Source organism: Vibrio sp. 2130-1, from assembly GCF_033339515.1.
This window is the reverse complement of sequence record NZ_JAWOUT010000001.1, coordinates 434,231-451,390: the sequence shown is the minus strand read 5'-3', so window position 1 is coordinate 451,390 and position 17,160 is coordinate 434,231. Positions and strand designations below refer to the sequence as shown.

Sequence of the window (17,160 nt, the reverse complement as noted above, 5' to 3'; positions counted from 1 at the left end):
TTCTCCTTTGATTCCGATGAATAAAGGCTGGCTCGATAGCCAGCCAGTCACTTATTACTTAGATAAACCGCCAACGGCTGTATCTAGCACCATTACGCCGTAGTCATTGATTCGGCCATTCTTCTCTTGGAAGCGAACTTTCTTAACGCCGCTCATCCAAGCGATAGACGTTTCACGACCGTTGCCATGGTCAACCTTCTCGGTGTGCATAGAGAACTGAGCACCGCTTGAAGATTTACCGTAAGCCACTGCTAGCGCTTGGCCGCCAAGTAGGATTGCGCGGTCAATTACGGTAGCGGCTGTAGCTTCAGTTTCAGTGCCGTTGCCGCTTGCTGCGCCAACTTTCACTTTAGAGCCAGCATTGAAACGTACTGGTTTGCGATATTGACGAACCAAGATATTGCGCCACATTAGGCGGTCACCTTGGAATAGTGGATGCTTAAAGCCTTGCGAACGGTTAACCGCATTCGCGATCAGCTCTTGCACTTTGCCAGCACCTTGAACGTCAGCCCATAGGTCGGCCCATTGGCGCGGAGTAACAAATAGAACGTAGAAAGGCGATTCACCGTAAAGCTCATCTGCTTCGAAGCGGATAGGCTTGATTGGATGTGCCATTTCTTCTAGGTAAAGCGCAATTTCATCGATCTTCGCTAGGGTTAGCGTGTCGGCTGCCACGATATCTGCAATACCTGTTGCGTCACCACCGAAGAAGTGGCGATCCGCTGTAGGAGCGGTAACAGGGTTAACCATGATTTCACCAAACATTGGATGATCCGCAGTTGGAACAATCATGTCGGAAGGCATGAAGTCACCACGCGCACCAGCTAGGTGATACGTTGCGATTTCATCTTGTAGATCGTTGAAGTAGTTACCAAGCATTGTACGAGCTACTTGAAGTAGGTTTTGCTTGGTGCGTTGTTGAGCCATCTTACCGCCTGAATCGACGTTATGACGGCCTTGGTTAATGACTAATTCAAACTCAACTTTTGATAGAGACTCGCCACGACCTTCGATTTTTTTATCGCCCATCGTTGGCATACCGCCCAAGTTGTGGAACAAATCCATTTCAACTGTGTCACCAGCCTGTTTTGTAAGGTCGGTGATCATTACAACTGGCGCACCAGCTTCAGTTTGAGTTTTGTTTCGGTTGCGGTCTGCTGGCACTGCCTTTGGAGCTTTACCAGTTAGCATGTTTACAAAAGTGTTTTGGCGGCGCGTATGAGTAAACAGCGCGGCACCAAACGCTTTAGCAGCTTGAGCTTTAGTGATAGTAGTCATTATGAAATCCTCGACTAATCTAGAGCTATCACCGCTTGAGCTAGGAACTCTTCAACCTTCTCTGGCGACATATTGGCAAGTGATTGCTCAAGCGCTAGTGCGTCTTGATTCAACAATGCCTGATTAGCTGCCGCCGTAGTGTCCAGTGAAGAACCACCTAGACTAGACGGTGAATTAGGTACAACGGTTTGTTTTTCTGCCGTTTGTTGAGGTTGCTGCTGGCCTTGCTCGGCTTGTTTCTGTGCCTTTTCAGCATCAATTGACGCTTGAACCGGATCACCGAAAGCGGCCTTCACTCGGCGTTGCACTTCTGCAAAGCGTTCTTTTAGTGGCATGGCTTGGAACGCTGGATCATTCTTGAGCTTGTTGTCGATAACTAGGGCCATATCCCAACGGTCACGGTCACTCGATTCCCAAGTGCGAAGTTCTGTTAGTTCGTCAGCGTTTAGCGCGTTAGTAACTTCGTTAACTCCGTCATTGGCTTCTTGTTGAGTGGTCGCTGCCTTACTTTGAAAACGCTTAACTAGCGCCGTTAGTAAATTTGCTGCCGTTTCTGGCAACTCATCACGCAGCGCATTGAGTGCATTTTCATCGTTCAGCAATTCTTCAGGTAGCTTTTCAGGCGTAATGCCAGCTTCTTCTAATTGCTTGGTGTATAGCTGTAGTTTTTCCTTGGCGGTTGTAGCTTCACTTAACTGTTGCTCTAGCTCCTGCATACGGCTTGACGCTTCGCTCGCCTGATTGCGAGCCTTTTCTAGAACTGCATAAGGAATCGTATGTTTACCGTCCTTACTTGCTACCGCTGCATTGTCTGGATCAACTTCAATGTAGAGCTTGCCGTCAATCTCTCGAACCCCAATGCTATCTTTGGCCGCATTCGTTTTAGGCTCTTGGCCCTGTTCTGATTTATCTAGGTTGGCGTCACCTTTTGGCTGAGTAGTGTCAATAACACTTGGTAGTGCCTCATCTTCCTCGCCTACGCCCATTTCGTTATCAGTCGAATGGTTGTCTTGGTCATTTTCACCGCTGAGAACGCCCAAATCGTCATCTAGGTCAATTTCATCTAGCAGTGCGTCAATGTCTTCGACGTTGCCAGTTAATAGTGCTTGGTCAAGTTCTATAGTCATAATCCCCTCATGTGCGCTTATCGCTGCGCTTACGTTTGGTTTGTGCTTATCGCCGCACTTGCGAACAAGAAAGCCAGCTAACGCAATCGCGCTAACTGGCTTTTTTATGTTCTCGTGTTGCGTTAGTTTTTCGCCGCACACTCAATTTGCTGATAAATGTACCACAAATTTACGAATACAAACTAAAAATTAACGTTCGATGATTATCTAGGCATAGCGAGTCTCACCTGATTTAGTAAACAACAGGATTGCATTCTCTGGTGCATCTTCTGGTAAGTTGAACACATCCAAGTGCAACCAGCTCACACCTTCTTCCATTCTCGTTAGATAAGGGAATCGGTCTTTGTGTTTAATAATCAAATCACGCAACTCTTGAGCCGTGTAATGATTACTAATTAAATCAATAGCTTGCCCTCTGCCATGCGCAGAGAATGGAGTGAAATGTTTGTCACTCGCAAGTCGCAAACCTGAGTAACCACGAGATCCACCAGCTTTCCAGTTGTTACAGATAAGCGCCGCTTTCTTCGGATCGATTTCACTAAGCAGCGTTCGCAGCTCATCAATGGTGATCAGCAATCGAGCATCCATACCAAGCATGGCCTTTTCACCACGCGCCTGATAAGCAGCTTTGCTCACAAGTTCCCAAGTCTTGAACCATTTAGGTCGATAGCTTCTTAGTCGTTTGTCATACATGGCTTTTCTCTCCAAACAATTACGTCTTATGCGCTCATCTTTCTGTAAGCTTCTAGCTTGTAGATCTCTTCGAATGTGTTGTTAAAACTCACTTGTCGGCCAATCTGGTCACGCCAGTTTTCAGGGTCGATACAAGTTGCTGGTTTACCAACAACAAAGCCGCCTTTCATCTTGATGCCGCAATACATGAATTTATTACCTGCAAGCGTGACGGTTTGAAAATCAATCTCTTCAATTCGATCAACAATGTCTTGAGGCTTTACACGTTTGCCAGTGCAACCTAGCTCTTCCATCATTTCTTGAATTTCAGTATTCGGCTTAAACTCGGCTGGTAATTTCATTTACTTACTTCCCCCACTTCATAAACTTCATTGGTTGCTTTGTTCGACCTAAGCCCTGCATCATCGTTGAGCCTAGCCAAAACACGATAGCCGTTGAGAACGCGCCCATTACCTGACCTGCGATCATGATAATTAGTTGCTCGTATGATTTTGGAACCGTCCACCAAAACAATGAGCAAAACATACCTGACACCATGACACACAAGATCAGAGTTAACGCTGAAGGCATCCAGTGATCGCCGTGTGCGTCTCTCGCGTCTTGTGTGTCTGTTAGCTGCATAGATAACTGGTTAAGCGCCATTTCTTGCAACTTAACTGCGTGTTGATTCTGAAAATCAATAATCTTTGTTAGAGCTTCAGGGTTTTCTATCAGCTCTTTGATAACGGCGTCCGGTGTATCTTTGACACCAAGAACGCCAGCGATCAGAGTACCTATTGTTTTACCAGTGGCACCGCCAAGTAATGAACCAACCAAAGGGGCGGATTCGCCCACGATGTTTTTAACTTGTTCCCACACTTCTAGTTACCTCTTACATTTAGATTTGAAGGTTTAGTAATTGCTGGTCGATGTTCGCTAATATTGCATTAACTGTGCTATCTGCTTGTGCTTTGACTTCTGCGACCTCCTGTAAAACTTTCGCAGTTTCGGCCTCAACCTTGTTGTCTTTAACGTCTTGGCTTTCTGCATCACGTTGTAGTTTGGCAATCTTGGCCTGTAGTTCTTCAACCTTGGCCGCGCCTAAAGCAACCTCGTTTTGTAGCTGCTGCATTTGAATTTCAGCCATTTCTTGCTGCTTGCGTTGTTCTTCCTGCATAGCTGCTTGTTCTTCTGGCGTCATATCTTCCGGCGCTTTTGGAATGTTTAGAGTTTGTCTGATACGGTTCAGGATCTCTTGCTTGTTAGGTACATCCATTAACTCGACAACCATATCTAGCGTTGCCATTTGAATTTGTGGTGGCAACTGAGCAACTAGCGCGGTTAGTTGTTGAGCCATTTGAGCGCGGAATGTGGCAGTTTGCTGGATTGGAGCTTGAGCGATATGACCTTTCCAACGCTTAACGTCGTTGGTCACTGTGCCGTCGTCATTGGTCACGTTTAGGTGAATGACTTTTCGCTTATGGGCGTCTTGCTTGTTGATAGTTACAGCGATATTGCTTTGCTTCGCTAGGTCTTCGATTAGATAGGCCATTAACAGATCAGCAACTCGTGTTCTCGAATAGTGATAGTTGTCATTGATCTCTGCTAGCGTAGTCGCGCCTTGTTCCACTAGAGAGTTAATAGCCACTCCGCTGGTGGCTGAAGAGTCTTGGCCCAACATTGCATTGTAGATACCAGCAACGTCTTGGATTTGCTTCATTGAGTCCTGCATAACAGTAAACTGCTGACTCGCAATATTGAAATCTTGCTGAATCTGGATAGCTTCACTGATTGATTTCTTGTTCTTGCGATCAGGGTTTAACTCAATGTAACCATCTGCGCGTTCGACCTCTTCGAGCAAGTCTTCGCGGCTCATATTGGTTGCGTCTTGGTCTGCAATGACACGTTTAGCTTGTAACAGCCATGTAAGCTTCATACGACGATAGTTGATCTCATCTTGAGCACTAATCATTCGGCTTACAACACCATAAGGTTGGCCGGATTTATCCATTCGATAACCGAAGAACGGAACAATTGGAAAGTATCCGCTCGGTGCAACTGATTTACGATCAATGATTCTATGAATACCAACAAACCACGCTTCGCGTACTGCTGACCATGTAGCAATTCGTGGTTTAAATGTACCCATTTTTACGCCAACGGCTTGAGCGATATTATTTGGATTGTATTCAACTGTTCGGCCATTCTTTAGGTCGATGACATAACCGCGTCTAAATGTACGGTAGTAGATAACCTGTAAGCAGATACGGCCACGCGCCTGATCTAACCATTCAGACGTATTTCGATCCCAACTCTCAAATTCATGGTAAGCAGCAAGCAAATCTTGGTCTTGCTCTTCGTAGCTTTCAAGGTTTGCAAAGTCTTCCCAATTATTCATTGCTTGGCGAATGATTTCGGCGTGTTCAGGGAAATGAGCAATAGCCTCGTCAACGTCTACCCAACGTTTACGCAGCAACCATCGAGCATCAGACAAGTCGGCCTCTTGAGCGTTCCAGTCCCACCACATTTCCTGACGGCGAACTGGCTTGATGTTGTAGCCACCACCATAGAAAGGATCGTCATTTCTGGTAACTTCTACCCAACCAATACCAGCTTTAATTTGTGAAGCGTAAGCGTCGGCATTAGCGCGATCAGCTCGTGCAAGTCGCCACGCATCTTTAAACTTCTCCTGAAGTGCATCGCGTAGCTCTTCGCCGTCATCGTCATCGGCTGTAAGTACAAGATCAGTTCGTGTTCTTGCTTCCATACCTAAAACGGCGTCAATAGCTGGCGCTATTAGGTTATTGATAATGATCGGTTGTCCACGTTCTTCGTAGACTTGTTTTACTTCCGGCGCTAGTTGGTTGCCGTCGTAGTAATCACAACACTTTTGCGCTGGGTCGCGCCAGTTTGGTTGTGCTTCCACGTTTGAGACTAATCGGCGTAATTGAGCAAGGTTAAAGCCCTTGCCGTCATGCTCCGCATGGTCTTCATTCCAAGCCATAAATTCTCCCCTCACTTAGTACGCCAATCGCTTGATCGCTTGGTGCGTGGCTGTAACTTGGTCATGGTTCTAGGCATTCGAACAACCATTTCTAGCGCAATCGCATAGCTCATCACTTGGTCATCAAATGCGCCTTCAATTGCGTTCATGCTTCCTTTGGAGTCATAAACGTAGGTATTCAGCTCTGTAACTGTCCCGATCCATCGAATGCCCGACGTATTATTGCGCAATTGCTCATTTAAGTTTGAAATAATTATCGGCTTGGATTTACGAGTGGTAAGCCAGCCTAATCGTCCTGTTTCTTCGTCCTCGTCTTCCTTGTCGTGGTGTTCTTCTTGGTAGATTCTGGATATTGGATAGATATCGCGTAGAACGTTTAAAACGGCGTGGCCGTGGTTGTTTCGTTCTGGCGCAGCGTAGGCCGCTCTACCGTTTTTACCTGCGTACATCTTGCCAATGATTGCGATAATCTTTGCAAACTGATCTGTGTCGATATGACCAAACCAATGAGCAACTTGATTGCCAGTTTCGTCCAGCACATCAATTGAACCTCTGTCCCCATGTTCCAGACCTTCCGCAACGTCAGCGCCAAGGGCGTAATCCTTTTCTGGATCAGGCAATTCCCAAATAAGCAAATAGCCCTGTAGTCCGTTCTGCATGTTCTCGCTTTTACCTTCACGGTTTACGCTATCTCGAACATCAAACATTGCGCCTGTCTCTGGATTAACGTCATAGACAAGCAACGGCTTGGAGCAAGCTGACTCCGCAGCCATACAGGAAGGAGCGCTAAATACACGACGGCCTGACGTTAAGAACGCCTCTTGTGGTGTACTTGGATACTCTTGTTTTGTGTACTCTTCGTAGTGGTTATAGGTTTCGACATACCACTGCTTTTGCTCATCCGATAACGGTCTACCCAAGTGACGGATCACGAATGGCTCAATCGACTTAAAGTATTCAATAAAGTATTTGGATAGCTTCAATCCGCCTAATGGCAATGGTGAGTAATATCTAGGATGAGTGAACCAAGGAATGAATCTAAAGTGAAAGTCTTTAGCACCCAACTTCACTCCGCTATGTGCTCGTTCCTCGGCTTTCTTACACAACTCAAAAAAGAGTCCTGCCGCGCCTTCTGCCGTCGATTCAATAAAGAGTTTGCAACCTTCGTGAACAGTAGGCATCGAACCTGTTTGGATCTCTTTGGCCTTTTGTGGGTAACCTGCACAAATACGGCCCAACTCTGAAATATGTAGAAACTGCAACGTACCGGAACGGAATGACGTTGCAACACGGATTCGTGAACCATTGGAAAAACTGAGTCGGCCACCGTTAGCGCCACCAGCTCGTTGAACTACACGAATGCGAGAACGCAAGTAATTAGGCAAATTGTTATATGGAAAGACAACCTTTGTCTGGAAGATAGCGCCAGCACTTTCCAAATCCTGCGCGATAATACCTGCGGCATAGTTCTTATTGAATAAACACGAGTCCAGCGCGTACAAGTCGATAAAGGTACTAAAGCCCAACTGACGCGCTTTAAGAATCAATTCAAAGGTATGGGCTGTTTCAAAGAGATCTCTCTGAGCGTCACGCATTCGAAACGTGACAACGCGACCTTTATCATTCTCTATCTTGTAAAGGTTGTTTAAGCGCCATTCCTTACAGGTCATATAGTTCCTGAAGTAACGGCGCTTCTCTGGCCGTGAAAGCGCTTTGAATTGCTGATCGGTAAGCGCTGGCATAACTAGGTTTATGCCACGGCCATTAATAGAATCCTTATACGGCTGAATACCATCATTCATCATCGTTCAACACTCCACCTTTATCTTTGAAGCGCTGAATGATTTCATCGTCATCCAAATCTTGAACTTCATCTAGCAACATACCTAGATCATCATCGTCGCCTAGACCTTCACGTTGTTTCTGGTCGAGATCATGACGAGCAAGCGCAGCTTGAGCCTTAGCCTTGTCAGTATTCGCTTCGGCCAACGCAATGCCTTTGCGTTTAAGGTTGGTATCAACTTCGACTTGTGTGGTTTGAGCGATAACCTTGCTTATTGCTCGATTGGTTAATTGACGGTTCGCCATTTGGCCCTCTAAATACTCAAGCTTTCCGGTGTGGTGGCAAACCATGCCAAAACTCGACTCGATTCGTTTCTCAAGTCGGTCAATAAACTCCTGCTCTAGTTCTGTAGGTTTATCGCCACGTTCTTCCAGCTCTTTGAGGAAGTCAGCTAATTCATCTTTGTATTGCGTGTAGCACTCAAGCGCCTGAAGAGCGGCAAGCTTATGCACTTCTAACTTAAATTCGTCATCGACTTGATGAGAGTATTTAACTAGGTTGCCAAATGCTTTAGTCATCAAGCCATGCACGAAAGCGTTGCTATTTCCCTTTGGAGCGCCAGCGCCAGCTCGACGGCCACCGTGTCCATTTTTGGCACTTGATTGATTCGCGGTTTTCTTGCGTTTGATTTTGGTTTTGGGCGGTGTAATCCCTTTGGGTTGTAATTTTTCGCCCTGAACTTCTTCGTTGTTCGCGTTCTGTTCGCTTGGTTTGTTCTCTTTTCTCTGTAACAGTTTGTTATTTAAGTATTTTCTTGCTGTGGAGTAGACTAAACCATTGCGAACACAAAACGTCTTAACGTCAACGCCAGTTTCTTCGTATTCGCTAAGGTATTGTTTTTTAATGCGTTCCCAATTAATTCTCGCCACTTCTCTAACTCCGAGTGTTCAATTGCATCAATATATTATCACTGTTCAGTGTTCATTGTTCTCGTTCGATGATCAAAGGCGCGTTCTAACCAGCCTCTAAGCTGGCCTAAGTTGTCCGATGCAATCTCAATAACAATCCAGCCTAAAAGCTGCGCTTCGTTCATCTTCTCTCTGTCGTTTGCAAAGCCAACACCGCGAGTGTGACGCCCATTTGAATGAGTACCGCCGTGAACCTCCAAGGCAATCTTTAAGTCGGGCCAAGCGTAATCCATTCGCCATTTGCGAGTCGGATGAAATAGAACTTCAGTTTGATATGGTGGCAAGCCGATAAGGTTGCGCTGAACACGCGCATGTAGCTTCTGGTAAGCCTTGCTAATGTCCCTTTGCTGTTTGGTCGGTGTTTTGGCTTGGCTTTCGATAAAAGCCTTTCCTAAGTGTCTGACGGGGATATAAACGGCCATATCCGTTTTCAACTGTGAACCTCATGACACGAATGATAACAAAAAAGCCAGCATTAAAGCTGGCTTGTTTAGTTTAAATATATGTTCGAGGATTATTTTTACCTTTAAATGCACCTCGTTTACGAGCGATGAATACACCCATAAAAAGAATGGCAAAGTATTCCACGGCTATTAAGATGCAATTGAACATTTCTTGAGTCATTGCTTCAGCGTTCATGCTAACAACCTCCCGAACAAATAATTACTCTACATCTACATGGTTCATGTGGAACTCAATCAGATATTCCTCATCTTCTTGGTAGAACTGCAAAGAGTAGTCTGAGCGTTCGATACATTTGAATTTGCTGTTCTCTTCCATATCCGGCGCGTAAAAGTCGTATTTCTTGTTTAGGAATGCTTTCACTCTTTCTTTGCTAGAGAAGTAATTAGTATGCGTTGATAGCGGTTCACCTCGCTTAGTAGAAACGCGCACCACTTCATAGATAGTAATGCCTTGGCGGTATTCTGGACGCTCACACTCAAACACTTCTAGGCGGTTTTGCTTCCAAGCAAGGGCTTTGATTGCGTTACCCTTAACGGCTTCCAATGCTTCACGCGCTTCGTTCTCTGAATACCAAGAACCACACCAGCAGTAAGCAATGTCTAAGCAATCTTGTTGGATTGGTGACGCTTCGTTGTAGAAATTACAAACGGCCTTTGCAGTTGCCTCAACGCCAGATTTAGAAAGATTCATTAGTAGATTGCCTGTTTGCGCCACCAGCTCTTTAAGATCAGCAATAGCAGCAGTAGCCAGTTTGATTTGTTTTTCTTTTAAGTTGGTCATTTTGGTCATCCTCGTGTCGAAAGGTGCAATTTTGTTTGCATGTAAAATATAGCTCCGTCATTTTCGTTTGCAAACAAAAAGACACGAACGAAAACAAACATTTTTTGAGGATGATCAAAAAAGGCCGCTATTGCGACCTTTAGGCATAAAAAAACCGCCTCGAAAGGCGGCTTTTAATCATCAGTTTTATAAGAACCGGATGCAGTAATCCACTAGGGTTTTCTGCAAATCTTGCTTATCACTAATCAAAACCATGGCGTAAACCGTATCTGTCGCATCGTCGTATTGATAGATAAGTTTGAACCCATCAAAACTAAACTGACGAAAGTGATACACCCCAAGCTGAGTTAGCTCATAACAAGCCGGATATATGGCCGGATTGCTCTCAACGTTCTGCTCGAACGTCTCAATCAAATTTTCAATTCTCTCTACTACGCTAGTGGAATCATTCCATTGTGAGTAGTAGTCAATACGTTCTTCTGCTGTGTTAGCGAACGTTTCCGTATAAACAACATTGGCCATCTTATGGTCACCTTATGATTTCTTGGCGGCCAACCTCTCCTTAAACGAACTCGATGACATTGTGCGACCTTGGGCTACGTCCTTGCTACTGATAGTAACAAGCTTCATCAAGGCTACTGCTTGATCGCGCTTTAGTCGTTCTTCGTATGATTCCACCACATAAATCGGCTTACCGTTTTGTGTGATCGTCATCGCTTCATCCAGTGGGAGATCGGCTGCATTTTTCTTTAAGTAGCTTACCGTCTCAGTGCGCATTTTTTTTCCTTCGGTATAAAGTGGGTATAAACAATTACAGACGACTATAAGTGTCATTTCATTTGTTTGCGGTACTAACTATACACCAAAACCGAGATTGGTCCAAATTTAAACTAAATTTAGATTACGCCCAACTCAAATTGATCGATTAAGTGCTCTTTATGCTTATTAACCATAAAACGGCTACTTGAAGGAGCTTTTGCAATAGGCATTGCAAACTCATTTATGCCCTATTGTTGGTTATCACTGAAGCGAATTAACTTCATTTGGATGAAGTCTCCCTTACCGACAGCTACCCAAGGTCGTCGAAGTAAGCTTTTTAAACTATCCGTCATTTTGCAATTTAATATCCATCATCTCTCATTAACCTATTGATTATCAATTGAACTGTAATTGGAAAGGTTGCATGATAGGAGTATGTAAAACGGCTAAAATCCGTATAGAAAGCATTAGCGATATAGGAGTATAGATGGAACAGTTTGCGAATTTAGTATCAATAGTCTCTGGCTTAATGACGATATTTGGTGTTACAGGAATCGTTAGCTGGAGTCTTACAAAGGAAGCGGGGCAGAGTTTATCGCAATCTTCGATGTCTATTTTTGCAAAGTCATTTAAGCTCGCATTGTGTGTAATGTCATTCCTGATATTTCTTGTTTTATTGCGAGAAGTTCACTTTTCGTTAGTTCTCAGCATCGGCAAAGGTTGGATGCCAATTAGCATAGAAAATCAAGAGTTTTGGTGGAGAGAATCAGACTGGTATGCGTACATTATCAGCTATTTCATTAATATGCTCATTGGTGTACCAGTATACTCCCTAATTGTCTCTTCAATCTATACTTGGTCTTTTAAACCATTTCGGGTTTTTTGGAAATATTTGAGAAATCGCTAACAAACGCCTTAAGACAGATTCGCAACGCTCGGCGGTTTTTGTTTGAATTGGCTTAAGTGTTTACGGTGCACAATAATTGAGTGCCGCGTTAGCGTTGTTCAGCCCTTAATGTGGCATTATGCAGCAGAGCAGAAATAATAACAAAGGTAGTAATAGTGAGTTATTTTTATGAAATTGCCTATGCGGCAGAATCAGATCGATTGTGTTTTTTTACAGGAACAGGTTTCTCCAAGGCAGTTACAGGAAATCGAGCACCGAGTTGGCAAGGGTTACTTGAAAGCTTGTGTGAGCTACTTACAACTAAGGATGAAATAAAGGCTTCACTCTTTCCTGAAGGAAAAGAAATGCCTTTAAGTTTAGAAGAAACAGCCCAAGTTATTGCGATTGAACTACAGAAAGCGGGTAAGGACATACACAAAGAAACGGCAGCTTTAATAAGTAAAGTAGCTCCTTCAGCTGATGGCAACGAGAGTATTATTGAGTTTTTTACTGAGCGGTCATTTCGTATAGTAACGACTAACTATGACAAGTTAGCTGAATCATTGTGTGGCGGTGATGTTCAATCTTTTGCACCCGGCCTTCCTATTCCCAGATCGAAATCCAAAGTGAAAGTTTATCATGTGCACGGCTCCGTAGATGCACCTGAAGATATGGTAATTACCTCAGAAGACTACTTCAGGTTTTTCCATGCAGAGTCTTACTTTTCACGCAAGTTGAGTACAGTCCTTCATGAAAATACAGTTGTTATTTTAGGTTACTCACTAGGAGATACGAACTTAAAATCAATCATGAATGACTATAAAAAATTCACGAGTGATCACGCTATTGGCTCCAGTGTTATATTTGTATCTCGCTCGCCAGTTTCCCAGTACTTGAAAGATTACTATTCCTACTGTTTCGGTATTCGTGTTATAGACAGCATGGAAACTAAAACATTTTTTGAACGACTAAATGATGAATTGCCAAAAGTTAAAGGTAAACATGAAGCAAGTCTTGATAACTTAAAAAATGTACTGTTTCGTAGACACTCCTTTACTAAAGAATATATTAGAATCGAAAACTCATTCTTTGAGATAATTGCTTCTATAAATGCATCGGGCTTATCGTTGGTAAATGAAAAGGTAATATCGCTGCTTGCTAACGTTATTAAGGTAAAAAGAGAGCTGACGGGTGAATCAGGAGCATGGGAGCAATACGAGCAACTTGCTAAGTGGCTAGTACATCTAGGCAGCATTCTGGATATCGGTGCAACGCCTTTGAGAGATATTTACTTAGAAACAGTATTGCGATCAATGCATACTATGCGAGAAGAACTTTATGTAGGGTACTCATGGCACGCCTACAAAGTTTGGCAACGTAGTTGGGCATCAATGACATCTCATAATCGAGCATTAGTTCGGGCGTATATTCTTGCAAATTCAAGTTGGCCAGATGCACACAAAGTCGTAAAAACCGCATAAAAAAGCACTTTAGAGTAATTTGCAACGCTTGGCAGTTTCGCTTCGCTCAAGTATAGCCAAGTGCCGCTCACACCTTAATTTGGCGTTATGATTCAGGAGTAAATATGGAAAAATCACCTAAAAATAAAGAATGGAAAGACTACGGGCATGCGGGAGTAAAAGCTACACTGAGTGTTATCCCTTTAGCTGGCGGCGCTTTGGCTACGTTATTTGAAACGGTCTTTTCAGCGCCAATAGATAAACGTAAAGAAGACTGGTTGATCCTATTAGCGAATACCGTTGATGAGATTTGTGAAAAAGTTGAAAATCTGACACCAGAAAAGCTATCTGAACACGATGCGTTTATATCTGCATATCTTCAAGCTTCAAATATCGCAGTCAGAACTCACCAAGAAGAAAAAATCAAAGCGTTAAATAATGCAGTAAAAAATACAGTATTAAATGAAGATATAGATGAAACCTTAAAGTTAATGTTCATTAGGTTTATTGATGAAATGACGCCACTTCATTTTCGAATTCTACACTTCTTGTCAACCCCCGAGCACTACATTCAGAAATTGAATACAAATCCTAATAGCTATACTCATTGGGGAGACTTGCGTAATGTGTGGAAAAAAACCTATACAGATATTGGCTCAAATGATCCTATTATCGATTTGATTATCTCTGATTTAAATAGATTTGGTATGGTACGGGTTAAACAGTTTCATGAAGCAAGCTTAGACTCTGTAGGTACTTCAATGGGTCAGAAGTTCATCGATTTTATCGAGCTTGAATCATAACAAACTGTTTAAGAGTGATTCGCAACGCGTGGCATTTTCGCTATGCGTTGCTCACACCTTAACAGGACGTTATAGCGCATTTAAAAGTTAAGAATAAGAGAAGGTTATGAAAAGTTCACCAACAAAGTTTGTCGACTTTACCGAAATAGGAAATGATTTTCGTTTCGAGAAGTTTTCTGAACATTTTCTAGAAAACTTAGGGTTAAACATTGATAGACCTCCTGCTGTTGGACCTGACCGAAAAAGGGATTTGGTTGCATCTGAACCAACAAGATTTTCGCGCAGAGGCTTTAGATGGCTAGTGAGTTGCAAATATTATGAGTATAGAATTGGTCAAAATGATGATAAGGCTGATGCGAATAAATTAGTCGAGCACGCTTGCGACGGCTTTATGTTTGTCTATTCGAACGAAATCACAAGTGGTTTATTAGATAGTGTGGAAGCGGTATGTAGCCAGAAAAATGGAGCGCCTTATCATTTTTTTTCAGCACTGGATATTGAGCGAGAGTTATTATCGGATCCAATACATACCAACTTATTCAATCAGTACTTTCCTGAATCTTTCAATAAGTATATTGGTTTTAACAATAATGCCAAATGTGAATGTGATTGGCATGACACATACTATCTTGGAGAGCCATTACACTTAATCGCATATCAAAAGAATAGACAATCAAAGATATTTTACAAAATGGTATGTGATAACTGCGTTAGAGATTTCTGTATAGATTTAGATGAGCAAAGATTTAGATATAGTGGGACAGTTTTAATAGATGAGTTTTTTCCTAGCAAATAAGTTTGCACTATAACAAACTGTTTAAGAGTTATTCGGCACGCGTTGCATTTTCACTATGCGTTGAATTTAGTGACTAAGGTAGTTTGCGGCAACATCGGTATCGCGTTGCTCAAACGTTAACACGGCGTGATATTATTGAAAGGCCGCGGTGGAACATCAATTTAAATTTCACATCGAAAGTCGCTTCACTTGATGCTCAGTATTGATGATTTCACGCAGTGAGGCCATCACCTTGAACCTTCAGGGATAAAATAGCGTACACACTAAATACAGTATGTACGCTTTACATGCCCACGTTATCATTCGCTCACACGAAAATAGACATGGTTTTCACTCTATACTTAATCTCGGCCGCTGGTATCACTATCGTTCCAACATGGAAAGTTTGTTTTCGATATCTTTGGCAATGACTTGCAGCTTGCTGGAAAGCCGTGATCGAATGATGCACATAAGAATCTGCTTATCTTTTTTGTACCAAGTGTAAAGCGTATTACGGCCTCGCCCCGACTCGTCCTCAAGGTCGGCAACTGTTAAACCAAACTGCTTTAAATACTCCGCTAGATCGTATCCCATAGGCTCAAACCGTCTTTAGATGCTCATTACACTCTTTAATAACGTCCACCAGCTTCTCTATCGTTAAAGAGCTGGCCGAACGCCCCTCAAATTCAGCAAATAACTCGTGCAATACCATGCACTTTGTTTGCTGCTTTAGAAACTTTGCTTCGTCTAGCATTCGGGTAAGGCGCTTGATTGCCTCTGCCTTGCGAATAACTAACTGAACCGCGCTTAACTTAGGCGCACTCAAATAACCGATCACGGCACCTAAATCGCGCTCTAATTGCTTAATCTCACTCACGCTCATCGGTTTTTGCCTCTTCTTCGATATATTCCGAAACAGTCTCGTTAAAGAACACCGTGAAATCCGCACGAAAATCACTAGGAACGTCGTAACCAAGCTCCATAACGTATTCGCAAGCTTCCGAGAACTTAGGGCAATCTGGATACATCAGAATGATTTTAGCCAGTTCAAAACACGTAATTTCTGCGTTTTTTTGACTGACGGCATGATTAACAAGCGATTGCCAAGCAATGTGATTCGTCACTGAGTAATTGCAAAACTGCGGCTTAGTTTGAATGGCCGCTTTAACTAGAGTCGGCAACGTTCCGGTGCGCTCTGCAATTACGTTCGCCAGAATGGTTTTCATTGAGTCGCAATTTAAGTCAAACCATAGGGCGTCAAGCTCCGCTTGGTCGCTGTAGGCTAGTTGGACGTAAGCGCTTGCAAATTCTGGATTATCAAAACCAAGTACGTCTTGAAAAACAATGGTCGCTGCGTCAATGGTATTCACTACTTTCTCCTTAGCTGTCTTGCTTACTAACTTCGCCTAGTTCGACCTCTTCCGGTGTAACTGCGTCGATAACAGTTATCTGGCCGTACTCTTCAAGCAACTTACTGAGTCGGGCCACTTCTTCTTGTAGTTCTTTGATTTGGCTTTCTTGTTGCTTGGTTCGGAGTAAGTAATAATTCGAGTTAGCGATACCAAAAGAAATGTTTTCCATAACGATGTTCGATACATCCTCATGGTCATGTAGAAGAGCCAAGGCTTTAGCCGCTGCTAAGGAACAAAGCTCACTAACGCTAACAGGTTGCAGCGTGTTGGCTTCCATCTGTTTAAGTAGTGATCTTGATTTCGAAAGAATCCCCTCTGCTAGTAGCTGTTCTTGCGTTGACAGTACAATCTCGCGTGTCATAGCTGGATATTTCCTCGTTGTTCTCGTAGATAGTGACAGACTTGTACGAACCGACTAGCTTGGCTAGCCGGATCATAAACTCATCAAGGTTTAAGCGTTTCGCATCAGTGAATACGATTTGACGAGCTTGAAGTAGTTCGGATCTTTTCTGCTCCGTCGTCTTTTGATTCGTCGCTTTCATTGTGGTGTTCAGAATCCTTGCATTGGCAATCTTCACAATCGCACTCTGTAAGTTTCACGCTGCTCAAATCCACACCTGCCATCTTTGCAAGAGCAATAGCTGTTACCTTTGGAAGAAGTTGAGGCATAAGCTCTTTGATCACCTCGTTCAAAGCACAACCGATGTGATCAGCGAGATTATTGTTAACCGTAGGAAACTGTTCGTGTTTAATGCCTAGACCTACTCTTTCATCATCCTGAATCTCTGGATTAATGGTTAAGGCGATTTTAAAACCGTCCCTTTGCACAAACTCTTCAAGAAAGTTCATTAGTTCTGGTCGTGTTTTGCTGTTTAGCACTTTTTGGTCGGTCATTTGTTCATACCTATTTGTTGAATTAGCCACAAAGGGCTTAGAAGAAAGCCGCTCGTCATAAGCAGCGTTCCAATCAAAAAAATTATGGTCGATG

The 17,160-nt window shown here is 43.3% G+C and carries 22 protein-coding genes; 4 read left to right on the top strand and 18 right to left on the bottom strand.

Annotated elements, in window-relative coordinates:
- Positions 1 to 54: 54 nt before the first annotated feature.
- The 13 genes from R7Q09_RS02170 to R7Q09_RS02110 all read right to left on the bottom strand — a co-directional run bounded on the left by R7Q09_RS02170 (position 55) and on the right by R7Q09_RS02110 (position 10,854).
- Entirely contained in the window at positions 55 to 1,278 is a 1,224-nt protein-coding gene (locus R7Q09_RS02170) for a N4-gp56 family major capsid protein (RefSeq protein WP_021453721.1), read from the bottom strand.
- Between the two features lie 14 nt (positions 1,279 to 1,292).
- Entirely contained in the window at positions 1,293 to 2,405 is a 1,113-nt protein-coding gene (locus R7Q09_RS02165; RefSeq protein ID WP_127891399.1) for a hypothetical protein, read from the bottom strand.
- Positions 2,406 to 2,612: 207 nt separating this feature from the next.
- Positions 2,613 to 3,098, bottom strand: coding sequence for a hypothetical protein (locus R7Q09_RS02160; RefSeq protein ID WP_203511910.1), 486 nt, complete (start codon positions 3,096 to 3,098; stop codon positions 2,613 to 2,615).
- Positions 3,099 to 3,124: 26 nt separating this feature from the next.
- Positions 3,125 to 3,439: a Gp49 family protein gene (locus R7Q09_RS02155; protein WP_318071026.1), complete on the bottom strand. Its 315-nt coding sequence runs from the start codon at positions 3,437 to 3,439 to the stop codon at positions 3,125 to 3,127.
- Between the two features lie 4 nt (positions 3,440 to 3,443).
- The gene (locus R7Q09_RS02150) at positions 3,444 to 3,956 is read right to left on the bottom strand and encodes a hypothetical protein (RefSeq protein ID WP_318071027.1); all 513 of its coding nucleotides are present in this window, start codon (positions 3,954 to 3,956) and stop codon (positions 3,444 to 3,446) included.
- Positions 3,957 to 3,975: 19 nt separating this feature from the next.
- The gene (locus R7Q09_RS02145; protein WP_021822480.1) at positions 3,976 to 6,081 is read right to left on the bottom strand and encodes a phage portal protein; all 2,106 of its coding nucleotides are present in this window, start codon (positions 6,079 to 6,081) and stop codon (positions 3,976 to 3,978) included.
- An 11-nt stretch (positions 6,082 to 6,092) separates the two neighbouring features.
- A complete protein-coding gene (locus R7Q09_RS02140) occupies positions 6,093 to 7,886 on the bottom strand; it encodes a terminase (RefSeq protein ID WP_025562160.1) in 1,794 nt (597 codons plus the stop codon).
- Positions 7,876 to 8,793, bottom strand: a complete 918-nt coding sequence (locus R7Q09_RS02135; protein ID WP_318071028.1) for a hypothetical protein — start codon at positions 8,791 to 8,793, stop codon at positions 7,876 to 7,878. The genes R7Q09_RS02140 and R7Q09_RS02135 overlap by 11 nt, the downstream gene beginning before the upstream one ends.
- Positions 8,794 to 8,831: 38 nt before the next feature.
- Positions 8,832 to 9,254 carry a hypothetical protein gene (locus tag R7Q09_RS02130; RefSeq protein ID WP_318071029.1) on the bottom strand — a complete coding sequence of 141 codons (423 nt, stop codon included), beginning with the start codon at positions 9,252 to 9,254 and terminating at the stop codon, positions 8,832 to 8,834.
- Positions 9,255 to 9,327: 73 nt separating this feature from the next.
- The gene (locus tag R7Q09_RS02125; RefSeq protein ID WP_318071030.1) at positions 9,328 to 9,471 is read right to left on the bottom strand and encodes a hypothetical protein; all 144 of its coding nucleotides are present in this window, start codon (positions 9,469 to 9,471) and stop codon (positions 9,328 to 9,330) included.
- A 24-nt stretch (positions 9,472 to 9,495) separates the two neighbouring features.
- On the bottom strand, positions 9,496 to 10,077 hold the full coding sequence (locus R7Q09_RS02120; protein WP_318071031.1) for a hypothetical protein: 582 nt from the start codon (positions 10,075 to 10,077) through the stop codon (positions 9,496 to 9,498).
- A 186-nt stretch (positions 10,078 to 10,263) separates the two neighbouring features.
- On the bottom strand, positions 10,264 to 10,599 hold the full coding sequence (locus R7Q09_RS02115) for a type II toxin-antitoxin system RelE/ParE family toxin (RefSeq protein ID WP_029792604.1): 336 nt from the start codon (positions 10,597 to 10,599) through the stop codon (positions 10,264 to 10,266).
- 12 nt (positions 10,600 to 10,611) lie between these two features.
- Entirely contained in the window at positions 10,612 to 10,854 is a 243-nt protein-coding gene (locus R7Q09_RS02110; protein WP_020840902.1) for a type II toxin-antitoxin system Phd/YefM family antitoxin, read from the bottom strand.
- Between the two features lie 469 nt (positions 10,855 to 11,323).
- Between R7Q09_RS02110 and R7Q09_RS02105 the strand changes: the two genes are divergently transcribed.
- From R7Q09_RS02105 to R7Q09_RS02090, 4 genes are all read left to right on the top strand, one after another.
- On the top strand, positions 11,324 to 11,743 hold the full coding sequence (locus R7Q09_RS02105; protein ID WP_140327675.1) for a hypothetical protein: 420 nt from the start codon (positions 11,324 to 11,326) through the stop codon (positions 11,741 to 11,743).
- 155 nt (positions 11,744 to 11,898) lie between these two features.
- Positions 11,899 to 13,203, top strand: a complete 1,305-nt coding sequence (locus R7Q09_RS02100; RefSeq protein WP_140326826.1) for an SIR2 family NAD-dependent protein deacylase — start codon at positions 11,899 to 11,901, stop codon at positions 13,201 to 13,203.
- A gap of 104 nt (positions 13,204 to 13,307) precedes the next feature.
- Positions 13,308 to 13,985 (top strand): hypothetical protein, encoded by a 678-nt coding sequence (locus R7Q09_RS02095; RefSeq protein WP_140326827.1) that lies wholly within the window; start codon positions 13,308 to 13,310, stop codon positions 13,983 to 13,985.
- 106 nt (positions 13,986 to 14,091) lie between these two features.
- The gene (locus tag R7Q09_RS02090; protein WP_318071032.1) at positions 14,092 to 14,781 is read left to right on the top strand and encodes a hypothetical protein; all 690 of its coding nucleotides are present in this window, start codon (positions 14,092 to 14,094) and stop codon (positions 14,779 to 14,781) included.
- 363 nt (positions 14,782 to 15,144) lie between these two features.
- On the opposite strand, the gene R7Q09_RS02085 is transcribed toward R7Q09_RS02090, so the two are convergent.
- The 5 genes from R7Q09_RS02085 to R7Q09_RS02065 all read right to left on the bottom strand — a co-directional run bounded on the left by R7Q09_RS02085 (position 15,145) and on the right by R7Q09_RS02065 (position 17,066).
- A complete protein-coding gene (locus R7Q09_RS02085; protein WP_020840915.1) occupies positions 15,145 to 15,354 on the bottom strand; it encodes a hypothetical protein in 210 nt (69 codons plus the stop codon).
- Positions 15,355 to 15,358: 4 nt separating this feature from the next.
- Entirely contained in the window at positions 15,359 to 15,643 is a 285-nt protein-coding gene (locus tag R7Q09_RS02080; RefSeq protein ID WP_021453067.1) for a hypothetical protein, read from the bottom strand.
- Complete coding sequence (locus tag R7Q09_RS02075) at positions 15,630 to 16,130, bottom strand: hypothetical protein (RefSeq protein ID WP_140326829.1); 501 nt, start codon at positions 16,128 to 16,130, stop codon at positions 15,630 to 15,632. The genes R7Q09_RS02080 and R7Q09_RS02075 overlap by 14 nt, the downstream gene beginning before the upstream one ends.
- Before the next feature lie 10 nt (positions 16,131 to 16,140).
- Complete coding sequence (locus R7Q09_RS02070) at positions 16,141 to 16,533, bottom strand: hypothetical protein (RefSeq protein WP_042771391.1); 393 nt, start codon at positions 16,531 to 16,533, stop codon at positions 16,141 to 16,143.
- A gap of 104 nt (positions 16,534 to 16,637) precedes the next feature.
- Positions 16,638 to 17,066 (bottom strand): hypothetical protein, encoded by a 429-nt coding sequence (locus R7Q09_RS02065; RefSeq protein ID WP_029860343.1) that lies wholly within the window; start codon positions 17,064 to 17,066, stop codon positions 16,638 to 16,640.
- Positions 17,067 to 17,160 lie beyond the last annotated feature (94 nt).

What these genes read in the sequence shown, in the direction of transcription:
- R7Q09_RS02105 (WP_140327675.1), top strand. Translation starts at nt 11,324, where the DNA reads ATGGAACAGTTTGCGAATTTAGTATCAATAGTCTCTGGCTTAATGACG.
- R7Q09_RS02115 (WP_029792604.1), bottom strand. Translation starts at nt 10,599, where the DNA reads ATGGCCAATGTTGTTTATACGGAAACGTTCGCTAACACAGCAGAAGAA.
- R7Q09_RS02170 (WP_021453721.1), bottom strand. Translation starts at nt 1,278, where the DNA reads ATGACTACTATCACTAAAGCTCAAGCTGCTAAAGCGTTTGGTGCCGCG.
- R7Q09_RS02120 (WP_318071031.1), bottom strand. Translation starts at nt 10,077, where the DNA reads ATGACCAACTTAAAAGAAAAACAAATCAAACTGGCTACTGCTGCTATT.
- R7Q09_RS02145 (WP_021822480.1), bottom strand. Translation starts at nt 6,081, where the DNA reads ATGGCTTGGAATGAAGACCATGCGGAGCATGACGGCAAGGGCTTTAAC.
- R7Q09_RS02160 (WP_203511910.1), bottom strand. Translation starts at nt 3,098, where the DNA reads ATGTATGACAAACGACTAAGAAGCTATCGACCTAAATGGTTCAAGACT.
- R7Q09_RS02140 (WP_025562160.1), bottom strand. Translation starts at nt 7,886, where the DNA reads ATGATGAATGATGGTATTCAGCCGTATAAGGATTCTATTAATGGCCGT.
- R7Q09_RS02070 (WP_042771391.1), bottom strand. Translation starts at nt 16,533, where the DNA reads ATGACACGCGAGATTGTACTGTCAACGCAAGAACAGCTACTAGCAGAG.
- R7Q09_RS02130 (WP_318071029.1), bottom strand. Translation starts at nt 9,254, where the DNA reads ATGGCCGTTTATATCCCCGTCAGACACTTAGGAAAGGCTTTTATCGAA.
- R7Q09_RS02090 (WP_318071032.1), top strand. Translation starts at nt 14,092, where the DNA reads ATGAAAAGTTCACCAACAAAGTTTGTCGACTTTACCGAAATAGGAAAT.
- R7Q09_RS02085 (WP_020840915.1), bottom strand. Translation starts at nt 15,354, where the DNA reads ATGGGATACGATCTAGCGGAGTATTTAAAGCAGTTTGGTTTAACAGTT.
- R7Q09_RS02110 (WP_020840902.1), bottom strand. Translation starts at nt 10,854, where the DNA reads ATGCGCACTGAGACGGTAAGCTACTTAAAGAAAAATGCAGCCGATCTC.
- R7Q09_RS02065 (WP_029860343.1), bottom strand. Translation starts at nt 17,066, where the DNA reads ATGACCGACCAAAAAGTGCTAAACAGCAAAACACGACCAGAACTAATG.
- R7Q09_RS02125 (WP_318071030.1), bottom strand. Translation starts at nt 9,471, where the DNA reads ATGAACGCTGAAGCAATGACTCAAGAAATGTTCAATTGCATCTTAATA.
- R7Q09_RS02155 (WP_318071026.1), bottom strand. Translation starts at nt 3,439, where the DNA reads ATGAAATTACCAGCCGAGTTTAAGCCGAATACTGAAATTCAAGAAATG.
- R7Q09_RS02165 (WP_127891399.1), bottom strand. Translation starts at nt 2,405, where the DNA reads ATGACTATAGAACTTGACCAAGCACTATTAACTGGCAACGTCGAAGAC.
- R7Q09_RS02080 (WP_021453067.1), bottom strand. Translation starts at nt 15,643, where the DNA reads ATGAGCGTGAGTGAGATTAAGCAATTAGAGCGCGATTTAGGTGCCGTG.
- R7Q09_RS02095 (WP_140326827.1), top strand. Translation starts at nt 13,308, where the DNA reads ATGGAAAAATCACCTAAAAATAAAGAATGGAAAGACTACGGGCATGCG.